This window comes from Sphingobacterium bovistauri, assembly GCF_020295405.1.
Classification (GTDB): Bacteria; Bacteroidota; Bacteroidia; order Sphingobacteriales; family Sphingobacteriaceae; genus Sphingobacterium; species Sphingobacterium bovistauri.
In genome coordinates, this window is sequence record NZ_JADEYP010000009.1 from 53,416 (window position 1) to 75,349 (window position 21,934).

Consider the following 21,934-nt stretch of genomic DNA (forward strand, 5'->3'; position numbering starts at 1 on the left):
ACAATGCATACAGAATTACAGAATATTAAACAACAGGTAGACTCTCTACAAGAAAACATAGACTTAATCACACAAGATATAGTGCGAATTTTACCAAATATCGTATCGCTACTTTCTGAAAATGAAAAGAAAATGAAGGAATTCTATGAGATACGTGCTAAAGATCAGGAGGTTATGACGCAATTGAAAGGGTTCATCAAACGTGAAAATGATATCCTAACAAAGATCATCAATGATTATGGCTCTCTTCAAGATGTCGCTAATGAAATTTCCACTACGGCTAGACAGGAATTGGTTGTGTTATCAGACAAAGAAAAGGAAATTGTGTCAAAAATTTCAGAGATACCAGAAAAGGTCAATATAAAATATCAATATGGTATTGATATAAAATCAACTCCAGTGGTTATTGTCATGGTATTATTAACGGTCATTATATCGCTTGGACTCGGTGCATTATACGAGAAAAACAGTCAGATAGACAAAAGAAAATCATATGAGATGCGCTATCGAATGATGGAATTGGAATTGCCAAATGCAACATCTAATATTGACTCTTCCTACAATCTAAATCCTGATAAATTTCATGATTTAGTAATAAAAAAAGAGGAACAACAGCGCCTAAAATGGAGCATTAAGGAGAAACAGCGAGAAATTCTTGAATTACAAAATTAAGTTCTAAAATACCTTAGGCATCGAGCTTAAGGTATTTTTTCTACATTAAATTAGTCGCAAAGTTACTTCGTCAGCTTGACACGCCCCATACTTCCAGCCCCAATCCACACAATAAAATAGTTCAAAAAATGGGTATCCATTCTTTAGGAATGGAACCTCCTTCACTTCGTCATTTTTATTCTATTTTCTTTTGCTTAGTCAGCCTTAGACTCGTAAGCCATTAAGCGTTAATTCAATTTTCAATTCATTTAAACTTACAATCATGAAAAAGAACTTTATCGCTAATGAACTAAAATTAAGCTATCACAAAAATGCTAAATTATCTATTGATGATTTCAAGTGTATTAATAATTCCAAACTAATGGATAGAACATTCCGTAGAATTTGGGATTTAGAGGAACTTGAAATTAGAGAAAGCTTTTATGCTTTATATTTAAATACAAAACTGGATGTCATAGGTTACCGAAAAATAGCGGATGGTGGATTAGATACCGTTATGGTAGATATGCGATTGATTATGTCCTCTGCTCTTTTGTGCAATGCTACAAAGATTGCGGTAGCACACAATCACCCTTCTGGATCACTTAAACCAAGCTGTGCAGACAGAACTTTAACTAATAGAATAAATGAAGCAGCAAAAGTTTTGGATATCCAATTATTAGATCATATCATACTGATTTCTGAAAACTACTATTCATTCAGAGATGAAGGAGAGTTTTAAACTCTCCTTCATTTACAGACTCAAATGTATTCATTGTACCAAAAAACTATTTTGCTAAATATTAATAATTATAGTAATATGGTTAGAGAAAAATAGAAAAATTTATGATTTGACATCAACGATTTTATTTTAGTCTATAAATTACGAATCGCTAAACGTATCATGAACTAAGGCAGTACATTCTTCGAGGAAGTGTTCGCACCTAGATTGATATCTATAAGCTTCATCCCAATCCAGATATGACATCCCCTCATACCGAACCTCTTTTACAACATTTACAAAATCATTATAAATAGCCTTTTCTTCAGTCGATGATCTTGGAAACAAGTCATTTGGAAACTGCCACAAACTGCAACATAGGGTAAATAAATGATTCAAATTGTACTTATACGGTCTATACCCATAAAAGAACTCCAATAACCCCAAAGCAGCTTGCTCGATAGCCTGATTAAATAATAAAACTTTAACTACAACTTCTTCTGAGTGTTCAATTGCCTGACCGCCATTAAAGAAACCTGTAGAATGATTTTTACGATTGTACCATTTTGTCCTAATACTCTCTAACTCCTGATTAGTTCGAATTCCATTATTTTCATGAAATGACCAATTACTATTTAATGAATCTAACAAGGGGTCAGCAAACTGTAAGACCTTATGGAAAAATGGATTATTCTTATCCAATAGTTTTTGCACTTGATCAGATGTAAACGATAATATAAATACAGAAACACCTGAATTCTCGTTTATTTTAGACTGAATATTAGATAGTTTTTCGCGTTGATCAATTTGACTAACAACCAACAAATCAAAATAATAATCACATTGATCTATATCTTCCTTTAAGTTAATGCCAGAAGTAATACATGACTTAGTTCGATTTCCAAATATATAAATGCCCGAAAGTTCAGAGAGATGAATATTTATGTAGTCAACAACTTGCTTCAAACATTCAGTTCCAGCATATTTTATGGATGTTGGTACAATCTCTTTTTTAGCGATAGAAATTGAAGTACGCATATTTTGTTGTTCGAAAACATCAAACATTTTAATAACAAGTTCTTCAGCATTATTACATAATGCTTCCATTTTCAATTCTAATTCATTTAAAGTCTCTAAAGAGATTTCAAATTTATTTTCATATCTAGTCGCGCGATAGATGTCCTCTAAAATTTGTAATAATGCAATATCGCTATCTTTTTCTTCATCAAATATCCCTGAATAAATTGCACTGCTTTCTTTTATAAATATATGATGACATCTTATCGAATGTGTGATACGCTCTTTAGATAGAATAATCAATTCGAGATTTCTATAGGTTAATTCTATAACCTGATGTAACATAAATGAAGCTATAGAAAGTTTTCCAATATTTTTAAAATGAAAATATCCATCCTTAAATTCATTAATTTTTTGTTTTTCACGTTCATGTAAACTAATCGCAGCCTCTTTGCAATTTTGGTAATTATAATTTTCAGGAATAATCTCAAATGTTGATTTTTCTTTTTTATAAATAAGCTTTTCAGGCTGACAAGAGTTAAATAAAAACAAACCTCCTTCTCTGATTTTGTCCTTTGCTTGAAAGGCTATATAACAGATAACTTTATATTGCGGGAAGTCCCGAATTAAATTCACAACTTTAGGTACTTCACTCCCTAAAGTTTTTACATACTTATTCGAAACAAGTATAATAAGTTCATAGGTAGTTATATCACTTTCGTATGTATTAAGATAGATTTGTTCAATATTAAACCTAGAAGTAATGATGGAAACAATATTTTCTAAGTTCTGCTGATCTTTAATATATTTCATGCTCTACTAAATTTCTGGTTCATAATCTGATATTTCTTGTAAAAAAAGTAAAGCAACAATAAAATCCAACATTTCGTTATGATCAAAGTCAACTCTATATCCGATTTGTTGGTTACTCAATACATCTTCCAAACAGAGTTCAAGAAATTCTCGCCATTCATAAATTGACTTTTTTTGAAATTGGTTATGTAAGTATTTCCAAGGTCTTTTAATCCATTTGTAGCCCTTGCTGAATAGCTCTTCTCTCTTTTCCTTAGGATATTTCCATTTAGTATTTATATCTATTCCCTTTCTAAGAATATATTTATAATGTGTTGAATAGCAGTCTAAAATAAATAGAAAATCATGATAATAGTGTAATATATTACCTGGATTGCCGTGAAATTTCCAAAAATTTTTAGTAAACAATATTTCTTTTGAAATAGCTACAGCATTTATTACATCTTCTTTTATTGAGTAACTGTATAAATCATAATAACCACCATTATAGTTATATACAGTATCTCTTTTTATAAATTCATCTCTTTCTTTTGATAAAATTTCGATATCTAAATCAGATAATATTTTATCCTTCTCGTAATTATAAATGTTGTGTAATGAAATAATTAATTCATTGATTTGTTCAACCGCTCTGGCCATATATCCCTCGAATTCATATGTGTAGTGAACGGCGGTAGGCATTAGCCCCTCAAAAAGCAAATTATATAGATCATTTTTTAATAAAAATAAAGGTTCAGAATTGTAAACACTGATTAGTGTTTGATAGGCATTAGTGAGTGAGTCGTATTGACGTTGATTTGAATCTTTTGAAGTGTTTACTTGAATTTCTTTATAAGGTTTAGACAACTTTTTTAATAAATCAAGATCAGGTCTTATTTTCTCAATTAGCCACCCTGCTTCAATTAAACGAATCAATTTCTTGTACTTTTTGTAAAGTATTAAAGGAGATTCATAAGTCATCCAATAATTTTTACGGACAGCCAATGTCATAATTTCATAGAGTTCATTCTGAATTTGCGTTGCTGTTGAAAATTCTTGGAATGTCTCTTTTAGCACTGCAAATGGATTTAGTATCTCTTCCTCCTTAAGTAATACGATGTAACTATTTTCATATTCTACATGATGCATAATGTTATGGGTTTGTTTGTAAGCAAAAGAACTTAGTATTATTCATGTACCGAACTAAAAATGCTTGTATTTTACCAATTGAATTGGTGTTATACTAGAATTATCTTATGTTGTACTATCTGGATATCTTTCGTATCTTGAATGCTGAATAATTGTTAACTTTGGAGCTATGAGTACAACTAATACGACAAACCATATAGGAAGAAAAATTACCCGTATCCGCGAACTTCGTGGTATGAAGCAGGAAGCCTTAGCTATTGAATTAGGAGTAAGTCAGCAGACTGTATCCAATATTGAGAAAAGTGCTGCTATCGAAGCTGATTTATTGGCACAAGTAGCAGAAATATTAGGCGTTACTCCTGAAGCGATCGAGAATTTTAGTGAGGAGGCAGTGTTCAGTATAATTAATAATACATTTCAAGACAGCAGTTCGAATAACAATAATTACATGTGTACGATTAACCCTATTGAAAAAATTGTTGAACTCTATGAGCGCCTTCTTGAATCCGAAAAATCTAAAGTAGAATTACTAGAAAAGTTATTAAACAAATAAGAGACCATAATATTTAATGCCGAGCGAATCTCAGAATATAGAATGGAAAGAATCTTGGCATTAAGACTATTTTAAATGGATTTGTGGCTTTGCTAATGCCCAAGGTGGAACAATATATATTGGAAAAAATGACGGTGGTAAGATCCAGCATATATCTAACACCGATAAATTACTAGAAGATATTCCAAATCAATCCAGAGATCTTCTCGGTCTAATGATTGATATTAACCTTCAAACTGAAAATAATATTGATTATTAAGAAATCACTGTTGAACTTTATCCATTTCCAATCAGTCTAAGAGGTAAATATTACTAAAGATCAGGAAGTACACTTCAAGAACTTAACGGTGCTGCATTATCCAAATTTTTATTACAACGACAAGGTATATATTCTAATTCAGTCGGTCGTCCAAGAACTTTGCAAAGTTAGTAACCTTAAAGCAAAAAGATATTTACCGGAACTAGAGAAAAATATATAATTAAAATCGGAATTACAGGAGAAGGAACAACGTATGTTTTGAAAAGCTCATAGTTAAATTTTAGGTAGAAATAAATGGGCTCATCATTGGCTCATAAATAAATTGATAAATGTCAAAATTTTTGATAAATAGGCACTTATAAAATTATACATATATAATAATGGACTGCCAATGGGCTCAAATTATTAACATATGAATCATTCAATTCTCACTATTCCATTGTAAATTGTTTTTTGAAACAAATACAGGCTAGAATAAGGGCAAACATTATGCTTGCTGATATACAGAATATTTTAGCTTAAAATTAGATACTTCTCTAGTGCAGACTTATATAAATTTTGACTCTAATCCTTAAATCTAGTTCTGCTCGATATCAATTCAGTAAATTTTTCATATTGGTTCTTATAAATTATATCATGCGCAGCATTAGATAATAGATTTTCATCGTATTCTTGCGTTTCAAAGTGATCTGAACTTTTTTCTCAAGGAAAATGTAAAAGTCATCTTTGGTAATATCAAAAAATTCAACGAGAGATTAGAGATTTGCAACATTCTTAATTACTAAAAGACTTTAAGCATCTAGTCTAGAAAATTTTTAATTTAATAATCTTTTGATGATTTTAAATGTAGCAACAACTTTAAATTGATAGATTGTAAATTTAGAATAATCTGGAATTTAGAAGAGTTTGCAATTCAAGAAAACTTTTACACTTTATATTTCAATACAAAATTAGATGTTATAGGTTGCCGAAAAAAAATAGCAGATGGTGTATTATATGCTGTAATTGGATATATGCGATTGATTATGTCATCGGCACTATTAATTAACGCAAGACGAATTGCTAAATCATTGAAGAATAAATATATCGAAGCTTGAAAAAGTCCTAGATATACAGTTATTAGAGCAGTTAGTCCTTACCTCGATTAGTTATTATTCATTCAGAGATGAAGGAGAGTTTTAAATTAATATTTTACTATTTTTATATGAAATTAATGCCAAGTATAGCAATTTATTATCTCTTAAACCATATAAGTTAATCTAAAATGATATTAAGTGAAAAGTTATTAGCAGAACTACAAAGACGATTAAAAATTGGAAATCGCAGAGGCGTTCACTTAAACGCTATTCCTGCAAATTCAAGATATAAGTTTGATCTAAATAGGCTTTCTCACATTGACAAAGATCTACCTAACAATTTTATAAAGGCATTACTTTCAGAACAACCGCTAAAATTTCGAATTAGTTGGAAAGAAAATGTCCCCGACCTAAATTCACTTTTTGAAGAAGAACAAACACAGTTAGTGAGAATTACCAAAGCCTTTGAAAATCTTATCAATCAAACCGAAGTGATTGAATCCGAAAAAGGGATAAATACGTTCGGATTTGGTTTCCCGATTTTGGCGAGACGGGATAAAGCCGACAACAAACTGACAGTTGCACCGGTTTTGATTTGGAGTTTAAAAATTAAACGAACAAAAGAATTTAATACTTGGGAAATCTTGCGAAACGAAGACGATCCAATTTACATAAACGAAGTTTTAATCAACCATTTGCAAAGTGACTCAAATGTTGAAATAGAACAAATACCAAGCGAAATGCTCGATGACGGACTAATTAAAATAAACGAACTCATTGATATTTGCACTAAACTTATCAAAATCGTTAATACCAGTTCACCTGATGATTTAGAGGAAATTTTCAGAGAGAAATTAGATAAAATAGTTTCAATCGGAGATAAAGCACATTACGAGAAACTGCCTTTAAACTCTACCAATTCGTTTGTTGAGTTTGGCGGGCTATTTTCAATTTTTGAAGTTCAAAAACAAAACATCATCAATGATTACGGAAACCTTATGGAGTTACAAGGAATTGACATTTCGCTTGATGATTTAAAAGAACACACATTTCAACCGATTTCATCGGTTGAAACCGACCCCTCTCAGCAAAGCATTCTTCATTCGTTGGAAGTAACGAGAAATGTTTTGATACAAGGGCCTCCCGGAACAGGAAAAAGTCAGACATTGACAGCTGTTTTAATCAATGCACTTGAAAACAACAAAAAAACGATTGTCGTTTGTGAAAAAAGAACAGCCCTTGAAGTATTGTACAATGCACTCATTGAAAAAGGTTTGGATTATCATTGTGTTTTAATTCGGGATATTGTAAAAGACCGAAAAACCGTTGTTGATTCTGTGAGAGACAGAGTAGATAATTCGGAATACAAATCATACACTTACAAATCTTCCAAAGACACTTTGGAAAATATCATCAATAAAGCCAAAACTTTAATCACAAACATTAATGGCAAACATCACAAACTTGACCAAAAAATAATTGGAAGTAAATCTTGGACTGATGTAGTTGGCAATTTGTTGGCTGAATTGAGAAACAACGATGATAACAATAAATTGAACATTGAAAAAGCAGGTTTTTCTTATTCTGCACATGAATTAAACACTTTGCTTGATCTTGTTCAAAAGGGACAAACTTTTTATACAAATTTTAAACCAATTGAATCAAAGTCATTCTTCAATCCTACTAAATTAGTTGGCGATAATCCGTACATTATCGAACAAAATATCAATGATGATTTTGATTTCTATACAAGTGAATTGCAACAAATAAAACAACTTGTTGAAACAAACAGAGATGAATACAAAACGTTACGCAAAGCAGAATTAGATAAGCAAATAACCAATATTCAAAATGCTATTAAACAAATACTTGCAAAAGAAAATGAGTTAAGTTCTCTTATATCAACTACAAAAGAAAAATACTGCAAATTCAGACAAAATGAATTTTGTTTACAGATTGAAAATTTCAATCTTATTGCTAAAGAAATTGAAAAGATTTTCAACGAGAACATAAACAATTCTGATTTAATAAACGAAAAAAAGATAAACAGCTTTATCTATAAATTATTAGCGACTTTTTCAAAAAATAAAAAGCAGACTATTACCGACCATTCTGCACTTCAAAACAGTTTTTCACAATTGGAAAAACATTTGTCTAATGCTAAAGACATAAAATCAGAAAGTTTTCAAGGTTCATTAACTAACAATAATACAACTTTTAAAAACGTAAAAAGTAGTCTATCAGAAATTAAAAATAGTTTTGATACAAAAATTGAAACAGAATTTTCTGGATTCAATCTCAATACAATTTTAGAAGTTTCAAACAATCATTTTCAGAAAATAGAAAATGAAATAAGTAATGCTAATACTGAAACACATACGTTATTACAATCTATAAAAACTGATTTCAGCAATTATTTAGCTGAAATAGAAAAGCTTTTACAAACGCTTGCCAATGAACTTAACAAAAGTAAGGACATAAAACTTCATTACACTTTTGATAAATCATTTTCAGATAACAAAGCAACTCTTCTAATAATACAACCCAAGATTGAAGAAATACAAAATGAATTTGAAGCAAAAACTCAAAACGAGTTTCAAAAAATCAGTTTGCTGAAAGCCAATGCAAGCGACATTGATATAAAAAGTTTGCCTATACTTCAAGAAAAGTCTAATAGTTTGGTTAGCAAATTCAATTCAGATAATTGGTTGAAAGCCCAATTGAAAACAACTGATTTTTATTCATTTTTGACACAGTTAGAAACATTCATTGAAGTCAAGAATGAATATTTCAATTCTGAACAAGATTTGTTTTTAGCGGAGTTCAAATGGTTTCAGTTCTATAATAGCTTATCGGAAAACGAAAAAACGATTGTAAAGGAATTAAAGCCAAAAACAAATTGGCGTAAACCGTTTTTAATCTTCTATTTGGATTCCTTGCTACGTGTTTCTGCAAGTGGTGGCGACTTACCTGTAAATGATGAAGAACACAAAGAGCTTGACGCAACATTAAGCGGAATTGAGAAAGAACAATTAAAATACATCAAACAGTTTTGGTATTCTAAACAAATTGGTGCAACACAATTATTTATTCAAAACAACTACGGATTATCCGTTGAAAATTTATACAACAAAAGAAGCAGTAGAAATTTTAAACGGCTTTCATTAAGGCAAATTGTTCAAAAAGATGCTGATTTATTTTCTACATTCTTCCCTATTATTCTGACTTCTCCAGATGTCGCAAGTAATTTGTTCAAAGGAATGAACGGCTACTTCGACATTGTGATGTTTGATGAAGCAAGTCAGTTGCGATTAGAAGATAATTTGCCAGCAATTTTAAAAGGTAAACAAATAATTATTGCAGGTGATGAGCACCAAATGCCACCGTCCAATTATTTCAGTAAAGTGTTTGACGGTTCAGTTGAAGATGAAGACGATATTGAAGAAGAAGAAGTAATAAGAGTTGATAAAGATGATATTTTATTGTCTTGTGAATCACTTCTCGATTTTGGTACAGAGCTGAATTTTCAAAAGAAACATTTAGATTTTCATTACCGTTCACGACACCCATTTTTGATTGATTTTTCAAATTACGCTTTTTACAATCAAAGATTAAAACCTTTGCCTAACAATTTTGATTATGTTCCGATAAAATACATTCAAGTAAATGGAACTTTTTCTGAACACACCAACACAGCGGAAGCGGAAATGGTTTTGTCTATCATTGACAAGAACATTAACCGTTTACCAAATGGAGAATATCCAACAATTGGAATTGCAACATTCAACATTGCACAACGCAACCTGATAAAAAGCATGATTTTAGAACGACAAAAGTTTTCAAAATATGCGGATTTCAACGCTAAAATTCAGGAATTGGAAGAAAACGGAATGTTTGTAAAAAATTTAGAGAACATCCAGGGAGATGAACGAGATGTAATCATACTCTCAACGACTTACGGAAAAGGTAAAGACGGAAAATTTGCCCAAAGATTTGGACCAATCAACCACTCAAAAGGTTATAAACTATTGAATGTGATTGTTACAAGAGCTAAGTATAAAGTGTATTGCTGTTCATCAATACCCGAAACGGTTTTTATGAACTACAAAGAACATCTAACTATAGAAGGTTCAAACAATAAAAGAGCAGTTTTATATGCTTATTTGGCATACTGCAAAGCAGTAAGTGAGGCAGACAATGATTCACGTTTATCTGTTCTTACAACACTTGCTGAAAATACTACGAATAGTGCAGGTATAAATCCAAGAGATTTTGGTGAGTTAGAATCGCCTTTTGAAGAAGAAGTATATCAAAGTTTGGTTGACTATTTTGGAACAGAAAAACTAATTCCGCAATTACAATTTGCGGGATTTAGAATAGACATTGTATACGATCCTAAAATTATAGGAGTTCCAAAAATTGCGATTGAATGTGACGGAGCAAAATATCATTCAAGCCGTGAAGCGTATTTATACGATAGACACAGGCAGAAAATTTTAGAAAATCACGGCTTTGTGTTTCATAGAATTTGGAGTACAAATTGGTGGCGAAACTCTAACAGAGAAAGCAAACGGCTTGTTGATTTTATCAAACAAACAGAATCAACTGTAAACGAAAAAATCAAAGATTATTCTACAACGAACTTTGCTTTTACGGACGATATTGAAATTTTGGAGCAATATGTTGCTGAAAATTCATTATTTGATTTTGAAACTGAATTAGAATACATTCAAGCAATTGAACAGGCTGTACCAATAAAAAAACTCGCTGACAATGTTGTAAAATTAAACAGCAAAGTTCAAGTAAAATATATGAACAATGGAAAAGACCTAAATATACATATTGTTACTACACAAAATAATAAACTTACATCAAACAGTATTCAAAAGATTTACGAAAAATCCCCTTTAGCCATTTCGCTAATTGGACATTCAGTTGGTGATATAGTAAAAGTTGGAAAACTTGACAACTTTGTCGAAATTATTAAAATAGTGGATTAATGACACAATGATACAAATTCTAATTAATTAGGGATCTTGATAGACTTTACATATGATTTGGATTTGGAAGGATTAGAAATATGAGAAAGTTCTATGCTTTTATATATTAATACTAAATTAGATATTAATATATCGGAAAATAGCCGATGTAGGATTAGATGCCGTTTTGATTGATTTGAAGTTGATTATATCCGACGCTATATTATGTATTCCTACAAGAAACGCTGTAGCTCATAATCATCCTTTTTGTTTACTTAATCTTAGCAGTGCAGATAGATTGTTAACAAATAAAATTATTGAACAGGAAAACTATAAATATCCACAAATTAAATAAACACATATTTAAAGGAAATTCGGAAAACTTATTAGCGATAAACTAACCAAATTTCACGTTTCTTCTCATTATAATAATTGTTATATTTCGATTCATGTTAAGTGTTTTTAATCTTTAATTATAATTATGAGATAACAATCTATTGATCCAATTATTAAATCGAGGACATCTTGAACACATTGTTTCAATAGAAACTTCGGTGCAGATTAGTTCTGAATCATTAACTTTATCATACTTAAAAATATTCTTTAATCTATTTGAGGGCGAGGTATTTGCTCCACCATTTATATCTTCAGGGTTAGGGTAAGTATTTATAATTTTTTGTATTGCATCAATTTTGCCATTATCGTCTAATAAAAATTTAAACCCAGCAATGGATGCAAAAAGTAGAGTTTCAAATTCATACTTTTGTATATACGGTAAATAATTTGGATTTGAATGAAAATCTGAATGCATAGCAAGTTCAATCTGATCACAGTCAGTTAAAGTATGACCAGGGAAATCAGTAGGAATTCTAAAAAAATCTAAAAGTGTAGAGATTACAACATTCCCTTGGCTTTCAATTCGAGTTAAATCATTTTTCAGATATTGATAGGAAATATTCCCTCCCTTTTGTTGCAATTTATTATTTGTAATAATCTTTTGCGCATTTATTGAAATGTTAAGCCCTTTAGATACAAGGAAAGGATTCAAGAATTTGTTTACAAAAACTAATTCCGAGTCGCCCTCTACTAAAATTACTAATCTTTTCATTTTAAAATGGTTGCCCTCCAAAGATATTTTTTTCCCAAATTTCTCCTAAACTATACTCTGAAGTCCATCTGGATAACTCTTCATTATTAAGTCTCTTAAAAACAGTTTCATACTCACTTCTATCCGCCACAATTATGTCTTCAGCATTAAAATTATTTAACAGGGTTACTGACTGTGTCGAAATTATAATTTGTGTTCCCTCTTCTGATTTCTTTCTAAATAAACCACAAAGCTTATTTATAGCTATTGGGTGTAATCCTAATTCAGGTTCATCAATTATGATTGTTTTAGGAGGGGTAGGTTGTAATAATAACGTAGCCAAACAAATAAATCTTAATGTTCCGTCCGATAGATTATGAGCATTAAAATAAGAATCATAATTACCTTTTTCTTGCCATTCAAGCAGAATTGTGTTAGGATCCAAGCGATTAGGCTCCAACTGAAATTTCTCAAAAAAAGGAGCTATAGATTGTACTGTTCTTTCAATTCTCAAAAAATGCTTATTATGCATTTGCTTTAATAGATATAAGAATGAGGACAAGTTACTTCCATCTCTTTTTAAAGAAAAATTATCATTGATATTGGACTGTGATTTTATTGGAGATGTATCTCCTGTATCGTGAAAGTGATAAACTTCAAATTCCTTTAATAAGTCATTTACATAAAAAGCCTGTCTTTTTTTTGAATATCTGAAAGTAGTTTCCAAAACATTCTTTTCAAAATGCGCTTCATGCCAACCGTTACTTGCTTTAAAAGAAGTTCCGACATCTTTAATAAATAATGAATAATCTCCTTTCTGTAGCGTAAAGTAAAACCTATTGATTTCATCAAACTGAATTCCAATCACTACCTCTTGCGTCACTTTATCACCTAAATGTAGAAACGTATTTGCCCCCCCTTTTCGAACTATGTAATTTTGTAGGTTACCTTCATATAGATTCCGAATTAAAGAAAATATAGAAATAAAGTTACTTTTACCCACACCATTACCACCAATTAAAACATTAAGAGGCTTTAATTCAATTTGTTGATTTTTTATTGACTTATATCCTTGGACGGCAACTAACGATATCATATACTTTAAACTTAGTACAAATTAACGAAATATCTTACATTAAATTCTCAAACATAGAAATAAGCAATGCACAAGGATTCTAAACAGATCAAAATTCGTCTATTGTCATCTAAAACTCGCTATACTTCTTATTTTAAAATCAAAAAGTCTTAGCTATTAGCAGAAGCCGGAAGTAGACAAAAAAGTAAAATCTATTAAAGCCAGTCATGAATTGAGAAAATCAAAAAGCAATAGCTGATGCTCTTAGAAAATCAAACGATAGAAGTTTCCTTCCAATACGTGTATTTTGTTCAAATCTTGGCGAACTGTTTTTTAATAATACCCCCTATTTTAGAGGTCTTTATGAATTTGAATTTTCAAACGCGCTACTAGTCAAAAGTATCTATAATATAGTTTGGACACCAATAGGAGACATTGTAATGCTAAGAATAATTGTTAGGGAATCTATTTTAGAATAAAGTCAAAAGCAGGAAATAGTTCTTTTTTAAAACTTTAATCAATATTTGTGGAATCTTTTTTATTCACTGTTGGTATTATTTGAAAAAGCGATCCACGAAACTAGATTAGTAGGAATATATCAATAGACGTATAGTTAATACCCCCCATAGTTTAACAGTTATAGAAAGTATTTCATGCGGGTCTCTCTTTATGAAACCCTTAATGCCGAAATTTATTTTTTAATTACCAAACCCTGAAATACATGATTAGCAAGAATATATTCTAAAGAAGAATTCTATATATTTAGCGATATTACGTTTTATTTTTTTCATAAGTTTTGTGTCAGTCGCGTGGACACTACAACTATGTTTCGTCAAATGATGAGTCAAAAGTAGATGAACATTTTGTTGATTTATTCGCAATAGATATAATGTCTAATCATTTTAATAGCATTAATGGGCCGTTTTTAAAAATAGGTATATTGATGGGGGCATTATCCTTTTTCTTTCTTTATGAGGGTCTAAGTAATGGAAATGAACATCCTTTTCAGGATGACCGTTTACGGGTGATTATTGAGAGATTTGAATTAGAAAAATTAAGCAATTTATGTGTTTTAGCAATTCTAGCATTAAGCCTTTGGATGAACGATTTCAAACATATTATTGAAATACCACAGACTGGAGAAACTTACAAAGATCAATTTTATAATACTTTAGATGAATTTTCAAGGTTTAATCAAACATTGTATGAAGGAATTACACAGAATGGAATAAGATTCAGACTAGCAAAAGATTAGTATACAGTAATTGCGAAACAAAAAAAACTTTCAGCAAAAAAAAACTGTAAAAAATCAAGGTGTTAAATATCATTATAAAACCTGTCTCTACTTAACACAATCACAATTCATCCATAATTTGCCCGAATTTTATCTGAAGATGAAAAAAATCCACTGATAATCAGTAGGTTTTGTCGAGGTGGCAGGTTTCAAACTATTAACTAAACGGTCGGATATTTTAGAATTAGAATGTTGTAAAGTATTTTTAATGAAATTATTAACACGTTTAGGATATTATGTTAATAAACTTAATCAGCTCAACTATGACACTATCGTCGAATACTTTCGGGATGATGTAAATTGGCTCTATTGAAACTGTTTCATAATGCCATAATTAGTCCCTAAACAACGCTTCACCTATTTAGAAAAACATTTTATAAGTAAAGAATATTGCAAAGAGTTTTCTTGAATATTACTAATAATCACTTTTTTCAATTAAATTAGAAGCGCCACTTGTTAACATAGAATCTATGATAAATAAATCAAAACATTCGAATTCTAGGATTGAATTACCTTCCCAATCTTTAAATCAATTCGATCGCATTCAAAATGAAATTCCAATCAACGAGATTAGTATTGAGGGTTCAAAATATCCAAATCCCGGGAATTTTGAAAATACCGTTGCTCCAAAGTTAAACCTTGATAGCGAAGATTTGTTAGGAGCATTAATTCCTAGAATTCTAAAAACAGAAACAGAATTACAAGAGGCTACACCTTATTTAGAAAGATTAAAGAGCGCAGTTTCAGCAAAAAATATTAGAAATATTGCTATTACTGGGGGGTATGGTTCCGGAAAAAGTACTATTTTAAAAACTTTCCAATTTCAAAATCAGAATAATTATAAATTTCTAAACATATCCTTAGCATCATTTAGTTTAACCACCCACAAAAAAATAGACAATGAAGTTGGGAATGAAGAAATCGATAAAAATCTTGAAAAGTTAATTGAAATCAGTATACTTCAGCAAATTATATATAAAGTTGATCCAGAACGATTGCCAAATTCCAGATTTAAAAGAATTGAAAATGTAAAATCAGAAAGGCTTTATACAACTGCTTCTTTGATTATTGCTTGGATTTGGGCTGCAGTTTTAGTCTTCAAATATAATTTTTTTGATTATGCTAATCCAAAGAGTTGGTCATGTTCTGCTGACTTGAATTATTGGGCTTGCATAGTACTCTTGATTTTTTTAGCAGGCATTGGTTATGGCGTGAATTTATTTATTGATTTGTTCAAGAACTCTAAAATTAGACGAGTTAGTATCGCTGGTGAAATTGAACTTGGTGATAAATTAAATCAATCTGTTTTTAATCAACATCTAGAAGAAATTATCTATTTTTTCGAAAAAACTCAATATAAAATTGTAATATTCGAAGATCTCGATAGATTTGAGCCTACTAACATCTTTACAAAACTCAGGGAAATAAATATCATTTTAAATAACATTGATTCCTTAGTTGCTGCTGGAGAAATTAAATTCATTTATGCTATTGGAGATGGAGTATTCAAAGATAAAAAAGACCGAGTTAAGTTTTTCGATTATATAATACCCATTATACCTTTTATAAATTCCTCAAATGCGCAAGACCAACTGGAGAAATTATTTAAGAAATTGAATGATGAAAATGTTGTTTTTCAAAAAGGCTTTGTTTCCAACATTACTACATTTATTGATGATATTGACATGCGTTTGCTGATCAATATCTTTCATGAATTCATGATATATAGGGAATTATTGAATAAGGAACACCGAGAAGGTAGAGAGGAGGAACTTCTTTCGTTAATCGTATATAAAAATCTTGAGCCCGATGATTTTCAGTTACTTTATAATAATTCTGGAAAACTTTTTGATATACTCATTAGCAAAAAACAACTAATTTGTTCACAAAGTGTCTCAATTGATGAAAGTATAAACAATAAAAATAGTTTGATTGAAAAACTCAAAAATCAGCCAGATATTGATATCAGAGAATTAAGAAGAATATATGTCACCGCAATTCTAGACTATTTTCACCCGTATATAATTCCCTCTATTGCGATATCAGAAATGCTTGAGGATGATGTTTTTGATAGAATTCAAAATAATTCAGACCTTCGTTCTTTCTTTAGTATAAGTATTTCAAATCGGAATTATAATTTTAAAATTATTGAAGACAAAATTAACCCAAAGCAATCTTATAAGGAACGGGAAGAACTAATTAAAGAAAAGGTTGACGGTATGATTATCGTGCTTCAGCGTGAGATTGACTTTTTAGCGTTAAAAAAAAGTGAACTTGAACTTAAAAGTCTTTCTGAACTTTTAGCATCGTCAAATGTAGAATCCTATTTTAATGATTTTTCGACTAATAACTTATTGCGTAGTTTGGTCTCTGAAGGATATATAAACGAAAACTTCAATGAGCTTATCTCGCACTTCCATTCAGATAAAATTACTAAACTTGAAGAAGTATTTATTAGAAATGTAAGAGGAAGAAAAGGCAATAATTTCAATTATGAACTACAAAACTTTGAGGAAATCGTTCAAAGATTAGAAATAATCAATTTTAAAACAGATCAAATACTAAATAACAAATTAGTGTCATTTATTGTGGAAAATAAAGATGAGTACAAGTCCCAATATGAGGGGATATTGAATCTTCTAAATAGTAAATCGGAATTAACAGCTAAATTTTTATTGCAATATTTTGATAACCCGAAAAATCCATTAAAATCTTTGGTAAGAGATCTTCTCAAGAATCCGAATAATTTTTTTCATCATCAGCTAGAGGAAAATCCATCTGATAATAAAATTTTTGAGGATTATATTAAACTCATTTTGAGACTTGATTGTTTTGATGAGCTTCTTAATTCGAACCCAGATGACAGGAAGCATTTAAAGTCGCTAATTGAAAACATGTCCGATTTTCTAAAGTTTAAGGTAGACGATTCCTCTAGTGTAAATTTTGAAAGACTTACAAAAGCCATTGATACTTTGGGAATTGAATTTATTCAATTAGACGATCCAATAGATATAACGGCTCGTATTTTCAGACATATAATCGATAACAATAGATATAAATTAACGAAAGAAAACATTCTATTGATAATTATTTTCGTTGGAGGCGATAGCAAGAATTTTAAATCAAAGAATTTCACAACAATCAAAAAATCCGGGGATATTAAACTGATTCAGAACATAGAATCTAATATTAGTGAGTATATCGAATCAATTTACATTAAGCTGAAAAATAAACAATCAGAGGATGAAGAATATTTTGTTGAATTATTGAATAATAAGAGTTTAGAATACAATCTAAAAAATCTTATCGTCGATAATTCAGAGATCAAATTAAAACTTTTATCGCTAATTAATGATTCTGAACTAAAAAAATATCTTCACGAGAATAAAAGGATAGAACTAAATTGGGATAATCTTATAAGTATTTATGATCTATTTGAAAAAGACGTAACCAAAATTGTCGAATTGCTAAATGAGTCAACTAATATCGCGTTTCTTAAATCTATTTCATATACAAAAGGATCTAAGTTTGAGTCTGATTTTTGGGGCCAAATATTAGACGAGTCTGATTTAGCATTCGATTCATTTAAATTTTTAATCAAAACGGTACCTTTCGATAGCAACCAAATTCATTTAAATAGTTTGACGATCGATAAAGTGAAATTATTGATTGAATCCCAAAATCTTAAATTCGATAATGAAACCTACAATATTGTAGAATCTAGTTTTAATTCAGGGATGCAGTATTTGTTCATTTATAAAGATGAACTAATAAAACTACAAGGTGATTTCGAGATAAATGAGGATGTTTTTACAAACATTTTGAACTCAGTATCATATACTGAAAACGACATTAATATTATCTACGAAAAGATAAAAGAAAATTTGACTATTTGGAATAAGGATGAATTTTTCGAAGCCGTTAGGGATAGGTTGACTAAAGCAAATACTTTAGTAATTCAAAAAGACTTGATTACAAATTCCTTGATTAAGCTTCCGTATTCAGCCAAAGTTCCTCAAATTTTGGCAAATTATTACAAAAGCATTTCTAAATCAAACTTTGAAGAAATAATTAATAATTTCAAGGACAATGAGATTTATAAATTTTTCAATGTACGTCAAAAAGGGACTATTAAATTAGAATCTCATAATAAATATATTGATTTTTTTAATCTAATGAAATCCGAAGGATACATAAGCACTTCTTCTATTGAAAATAAAGATCGAAATGGATTTATTATGTATAGCAATAAAAATAATAAGCAAATTTAATTTTCCCTTACATAGGAGCCATTTTAGAAGAACCTTCATATATCACAGTGGGGCATCATATTCGCTCACATCTGAATATAGTATCAGCATCAATAATGTTCGACAATTGGATTTAACATTATTTATTATTCTAAATTAGTTTTAAAAAAAAACACACCCGAAACTGGGTGTGTTTTTGGGTGTGTCTTTTGTAATCCGCTGATTAACAATTTGTTCTGTGGAGTCGGAGGGATTCGAACCCTCGTCCAAACATAGTATGATTTACGCTTTCTACATGTTTAGCTTCTCTTTGATTGTCGAGAGAGGGAAGGTGAGTCGCTTACCTATACCGTTCTCCGTATTTGCTGAGTCTCATCACTGCTTAGCAAAATCACAGTGACCAGTTCTATAGATCGATGCCCCTATTGTTAAACCAAAGAACAGGATCTAACGGGACAAATAGCTATGTTAAGTCTAACTTAAGCAGCTAAGGCGTAGTTTTCTTCGCCAGTTATAAGTGTGAAAGTTCAGATTAAAGTGCTCTACTAACAACGCACTACATGCTTACATAACCATCGCTATCCTGTCAATTCCGGTCGACCCCAATATTCTGATTATGATTTGCGAAGATACTTAAAATGTCATAGACAAACAAGCGATAGCTTTATTTTACGCGCCCTACTCGAAATATAATAGGGAATATGACACGTCTTATTTCTGAACTACCCCAAGCATTTTTTAAATCATTTTCAATATCATCGATTGGATTATACTTGTTTTTTTCTTTAAAATGTTTGACAGCAGACCAGGTATTGAGGTAGCCAATTAAGTGTTCATATTTCCACAGTTTGATGTTGTTTATTTCTGGTGTTTCCAATTCTCGGAAGGGGAATGGTATTTTTTGATACCTTTCTTGTATATGTTTGCGTTCGGGAAGCCAAAAGGGACCAATTATATTCTTGTAAAAATGGTTGATCACAGCGTCTATTTCTGGTGTAATATTAAATAGTTCATAACCAATCAAAGCAATTATGCTATTAGGTTTACCAACTCTTTTCACTTCCGTATTAAATTTATCAAAATCAAACCAGTGCACGGCTTGTGCAACGGTTATTAAGTCAAAGGTATTATCAGTAAAGTTTGTTTTTTCGGCAGGTTGGGCTGAGTAATTGATGTTTTCTGCAATAAAAGCATGTTCTAATTGCTGTTTACTAATGTCTGTGGCTTCAACAAGTTTAAAATCTTTAGAAAGTTCACGTGCTATTTGTCCATTTCCAGTTCCACAATCCCAAGCTACTGACTTTTCATTCAGCAAAGGATATATAAAGTCAAATATAGTTTGAGGGTAATCGGGTCTGTATTTCGCATATTGTTCAGGTGATGTCGAGAAGTGATCTTTCATGGTTCAAATGCTTAGTTCATATAAAGTTAAGGTATTTCTAGTCGTATTCCAATACGTCAGATATTAGATTTTGACCATTATTTTGCACTACAGTGATGTCTCTGTCGTAGTCTACTTGAAATTCATCATCTCTAATGATTAATCGATATACGATTGAATTTTGGCTCTGATTGATCTTCTTTACACTGATATCTTTAAGGCTAATTTTACCCCAATCTTGACCCGATATTAGAAATCCTGTTTGTATAGGGTGGAGCTGTAAATTGTATTTGTTGCCCCATTTTTTTATAAACTCTTGTTCGGACAAACTTCCTTGAGACCCCATATCAACATTCATAGCATCCATTTTAAATTCGTAGTACTCAGCAGTGGTGATTTGTTGCATATCTTGATTCTCATTCTGGAAAAAGTTAAGGATTGTGGTGGTAAGCCACTCTTTTACCTTAGACGAGTCAATTTGATTTCTGATGTTTAGATTATCTTTTGGTAAACTATCTATAATTTTATGATCATCATTAATCGTTTTGTTGCTTTGTGGGTTTTGTTGGCAAGAAAAAATAAGAAATAAAGGAAAAATGAGATATAAACTTTTCATAATTTAAAATTTTAATTATTAAATATACAAAAGAATACAATAGGTTAAAATCAGAACAGGAGTTTAAATTAATTAAACTCCTGTCTTAGTTTGGGTAGATAGATTTAATATTGTTAACCAATTTTGAATGATGTCATTGTTAATGATCCTCCGATTGCTTGATCGTTGAAAATATCAATATTTTCATTTTTGTCTTGTAGGCCTAGTGCATACAACATCGGTATATAATGCTCAGGAGTGGGGATCGCTAATTCAAATTCCTTTCCCTGCTTGTGGTATTCAATTAATGGGTTGTGATTTCCTTCACGGATATACGATTTCATTGTTTCGTCAGCGTATTTCGCCCAGTCGTATGCATATCCAGTGCTATTCAAATGTTTCCATGATACCATGCGTAAATTGTGTACATTATTACCGCTTCCTACAATCAAGACCCCTTTACTGCGTAGCGCAGTGAGCTCTTTGGCTAATTTATAATGGTATGCAGGAGGTTGTGTATAGTCAATACTCATTTGGATAACCGGTACATCTGCATCTGGATACAAATGCTTGATTACAGACCAAGCCCCGTGATCTAATCCCCACTTATCATCCAAATGTATGTCAGTTGAGGTAATAATTTCCTTTGTTAATTGTGCTAATTCAGGACTTCCGGGTGCAGGGTATTGTACGTCAAATAATTCTTGTGGAAATCCACCAAAATCATGAATAGTTTTAGGCATATCCATTGCTGTAACAAATGTACCGCGTGTTTCCCAGTGTGCTGACACAACAAGAATGGCTTTTGGTTTTTCTATTTTTTTGCTAATATCTCGGAAACCTTGTACAAATTCGTTTTCTTCTATAGCATTCATGGGGCTACCATGTCCTAAAAAAAGAACAGGCATTTTGCTCGTGTTTTCTAATTGAGTAGAAAAATTGTGTAATTTACTTAATTTATACGCTGCTCCAGATAAAGGTAATACAGCAGCTGCAGCTAAAAATTGTTTTCTATTCATTTCTTCTTGCATAGTGTCTTTCTCAATTACTCATGC

Annotated in this window: 16 protein-coding genes and 1 other RNA gene; 9 read left to right on the top strand and 8 right to left on the bottom strand. The window is 30.7% G+C overall.

Going from position 1 to position 21,934, the window contains the following annotated elements:
• Positions 1-3 precede the first annotated feature (3 nt).
• Positions 4-672 (top strand): hypothetical protein, encoded by a 669-nt coding sequence (locus tag IPZ78_RS06470; RefSeq protein ID WP_225552182.1) that lies wholly within the window; start codon positions 4-6, stop codon positions 670-672.
• A 262-nt stretch (positions 673-934) separates the two neighbouring features.
• Entirely contained in the window at positions 935-1,393 is a 459-nt protein-coding gene (locus IPZ78_RS06475; RefSeq protein ID WP_225552183.1) for a JAB domain-containing protein, read from the top strand.
• Between the two features lie 141 nt (positions 1,394-1,534).
• On the opposite strand, the gene IPZ78_RS06480 is transcribed toward IPZ78_RS06475, so the two are convergent.
• Both IPZ78_RS06480 and IPZ78_RS06485 read right to left on the bottom strand, forming a co-directional pair.
• The gene (locus tag IPZ78_RS06480; RefSeq protein ID WP_225552184.1) at positions 1,535-3,202 is read right to left on the bottom strand and encodes a HEPN domain-containing protein; all 1,668 of its coding nucleotides are present in this window, start codon (positions 3,200-3,202) and stop codon (positions 1,535-1,537) included.
• Positions 3,203-3,208: 6 nt separating this feature from the next.
• Positions 3,209-4,330, bottom strand: a complete 1,122-nt coding sequence (locus tag IPZ78_RS06485) for a hypothetical protein (RefSeq protein ID WP_225552185.1) — start codon at positions 4,328-4,330, stop codon at positions 3,209-3,211.
• Positions 4,331-4,499: 169 nt separating this feature from the next.
• On the opposite strand from IPZ78_RS06485, the gene IPZ78_RS06490 reads away from it, so the two are divergent.
• The 5 genes from IPZ78_RS06490 to IPZ78_RS17350 all read left to right on the top strand — a co-directional run bounded on the left by IPZ78_RS06490 (position 4,500) and on the right by IPZ78_RS17350 (position 11,552).
• A complete protein-coding gene (locus IPZ78_RS06490) occupies positions 4,500-4,883 on the top strand; it encodes a helix-turn-helix domain-containing protein (protein WP_225552186.1) in 384 nt (127 codons plus the stop codon).
• 79 nt (positions 4,884-4,962) lie between these two features.
• Positions 4,963-5,142 (top strand): AlbA family DNA-binding domain-containing protein, encoded by a 180-nt coding sequence (locus tag IPZ78_RS17345; RefSeq protein ID WP_225552240.1) that lies wholly within the window; start codon positions 4,963-4,965, stop codon positions 5,140-5,142.
• An 863-nt stretch (positions 5,143-6,005) separates the two neighbouring features.
• A complete protein-coding gene (locus IPZ78_RS06500) occupies positions 6,006-6,239 on the top strand; it encodes a JAB domain-containing protein (protein WP_225552187.1) in 234 nt (77 codons plus the stop codon).
• Between the two features lie 167 nt (positions 6,240-6,406).
• Positions 6,407-11,218 (top strand): AAA domain-containing protein, encoded by a 4,812-nt coding sequence (locus tag IPZ78_RS06505; protein ID WP_225552188.1) that lies wholly within the window; start codon positions 6,407-6,409, stop codon positions 11,216-11,218.
• A gap of 139 nt (positions 11,219-11,357) precedes the next feature.
• On the top strand, positions 11,358-11,552 hold the full coding sequence (locus IPZ78_RS17350; protein WP_225552241.1) for a JAB domain-containing protein: 195 nt from the start codon (positions 11,358-11,360) through the stop codon (positions 11,550-11,552).
• A gap of 114 nt (positions 11,553-11,666) precedes the next feature.
• Here the strand turns inward: IPZ78_RS17350 and IPZ78_RS06515 are convergent, their stop codons facing one another.
• Together IPZ78_RS06515 and IPZ78_RS06520 are read right to left on the bottom strand one after the other, a co-directional pair.
• Positions 11,667-12,305, bottom strand: a complete 639-nt coding sequence (locus IPZ78_RS06515; protein WP_225552189.1) for a DUF4276 family protein — start codon at positions 12,303-12,305, stop codon at positions 11,667-11,669.
• A 1-nt stretch (position 12,306) separates the two neighbouring features.
• Positions 12,307-13,380 (bottom strand): AAA family ATPase, encoded by a 1,074-nt coding sequence (locus tag IPZ78_RS06520; protein WP_225552190.1) that lies wholly within the window; start codon positions 13,378-13,380, stop codon positions 12,307-12,309.
• A 775-nt stretch (positions 13,381-14,155) separates the two neighbouring features.
• Here IPZ78_RS06520 and IPZ78_RS06525 point away from each other — a divergent pair.
• Both IPZ78_RS06525 and IPZ78_RS06530 read left to right on the top strand, forming a co-directional pair.
• Positions 14,156-14,614: a hypothetical protein gene (locus IPZ78_RS06525; RefSeq protein WP_225552191.1), complete on the top strand. Its 459-nt coding sequence runs from the start codon at positions 14,156-14,158 to the stop codon at positions 14,612-14,614.
• A 509-nt stretch (positions 14,615-15,123) separates the two neighbouring features.
• Complete coding sequence (locus IPZ78_RS06530) at positions 15,124-18,924, top strand: YobI family P-loop NTPase (protein WP_225552192.1); 3,801 nt, start codon at positions 15,124-15,126, stop codon at positions 18,922-18,924.
• 215 nt (positions 18,925-19,139) lie between these two features.
• Here the strand turns inward: IPZ78_RS06530 and ssrA are convergent.
• The 4 genes from ssrA to ygiD form a co-directional block, all read right to left on the bottom strand.
• Positions 19,140-19,507: a transfer-messenger RNA gene (ssrA, locus tag IPZ78_RS06535) on the bottom strand.
• 60 nt (positions 19,508-19,567) lie between these two features.
• Positions 19,568-20,305, bottom strand: coding sequence for a class I SAM-dependent methyltransferase (locus IPZ78_RS06540; protein ID WP_225552193.1), 738 nt, complete (start codon positions 20,303-20,305; stop codon positions 19,568-19,570).
• Positions 20,306-20,342: 37 nt separating this feature from the next.
• A complete protein-coding gene (locus IPZ78_RS06545) occupies positions 20,343-20,900 on the bottom strand; it encodes a hypothetical protein (RefSeq protein WP_225552194.1) in 558 nt (185 codons plus the stop codon).
• A gap of 113 nt (positions 20,901-21,013) precedes the next feature.
• Positions 21,014-21,898, bottom strand: a complete 885-nt coding sequence (gene ygiD, locus IPZ78_RS06550; protein ID WP_225552195.1) for a 4,5-DOPA-extradiol-dioxygenase — start codon at positions 21,896-21,898, stop codon at positions 21,014-21,016.
• Positions 21,899-21,934 lie beyond the last annotated feature (36 nt).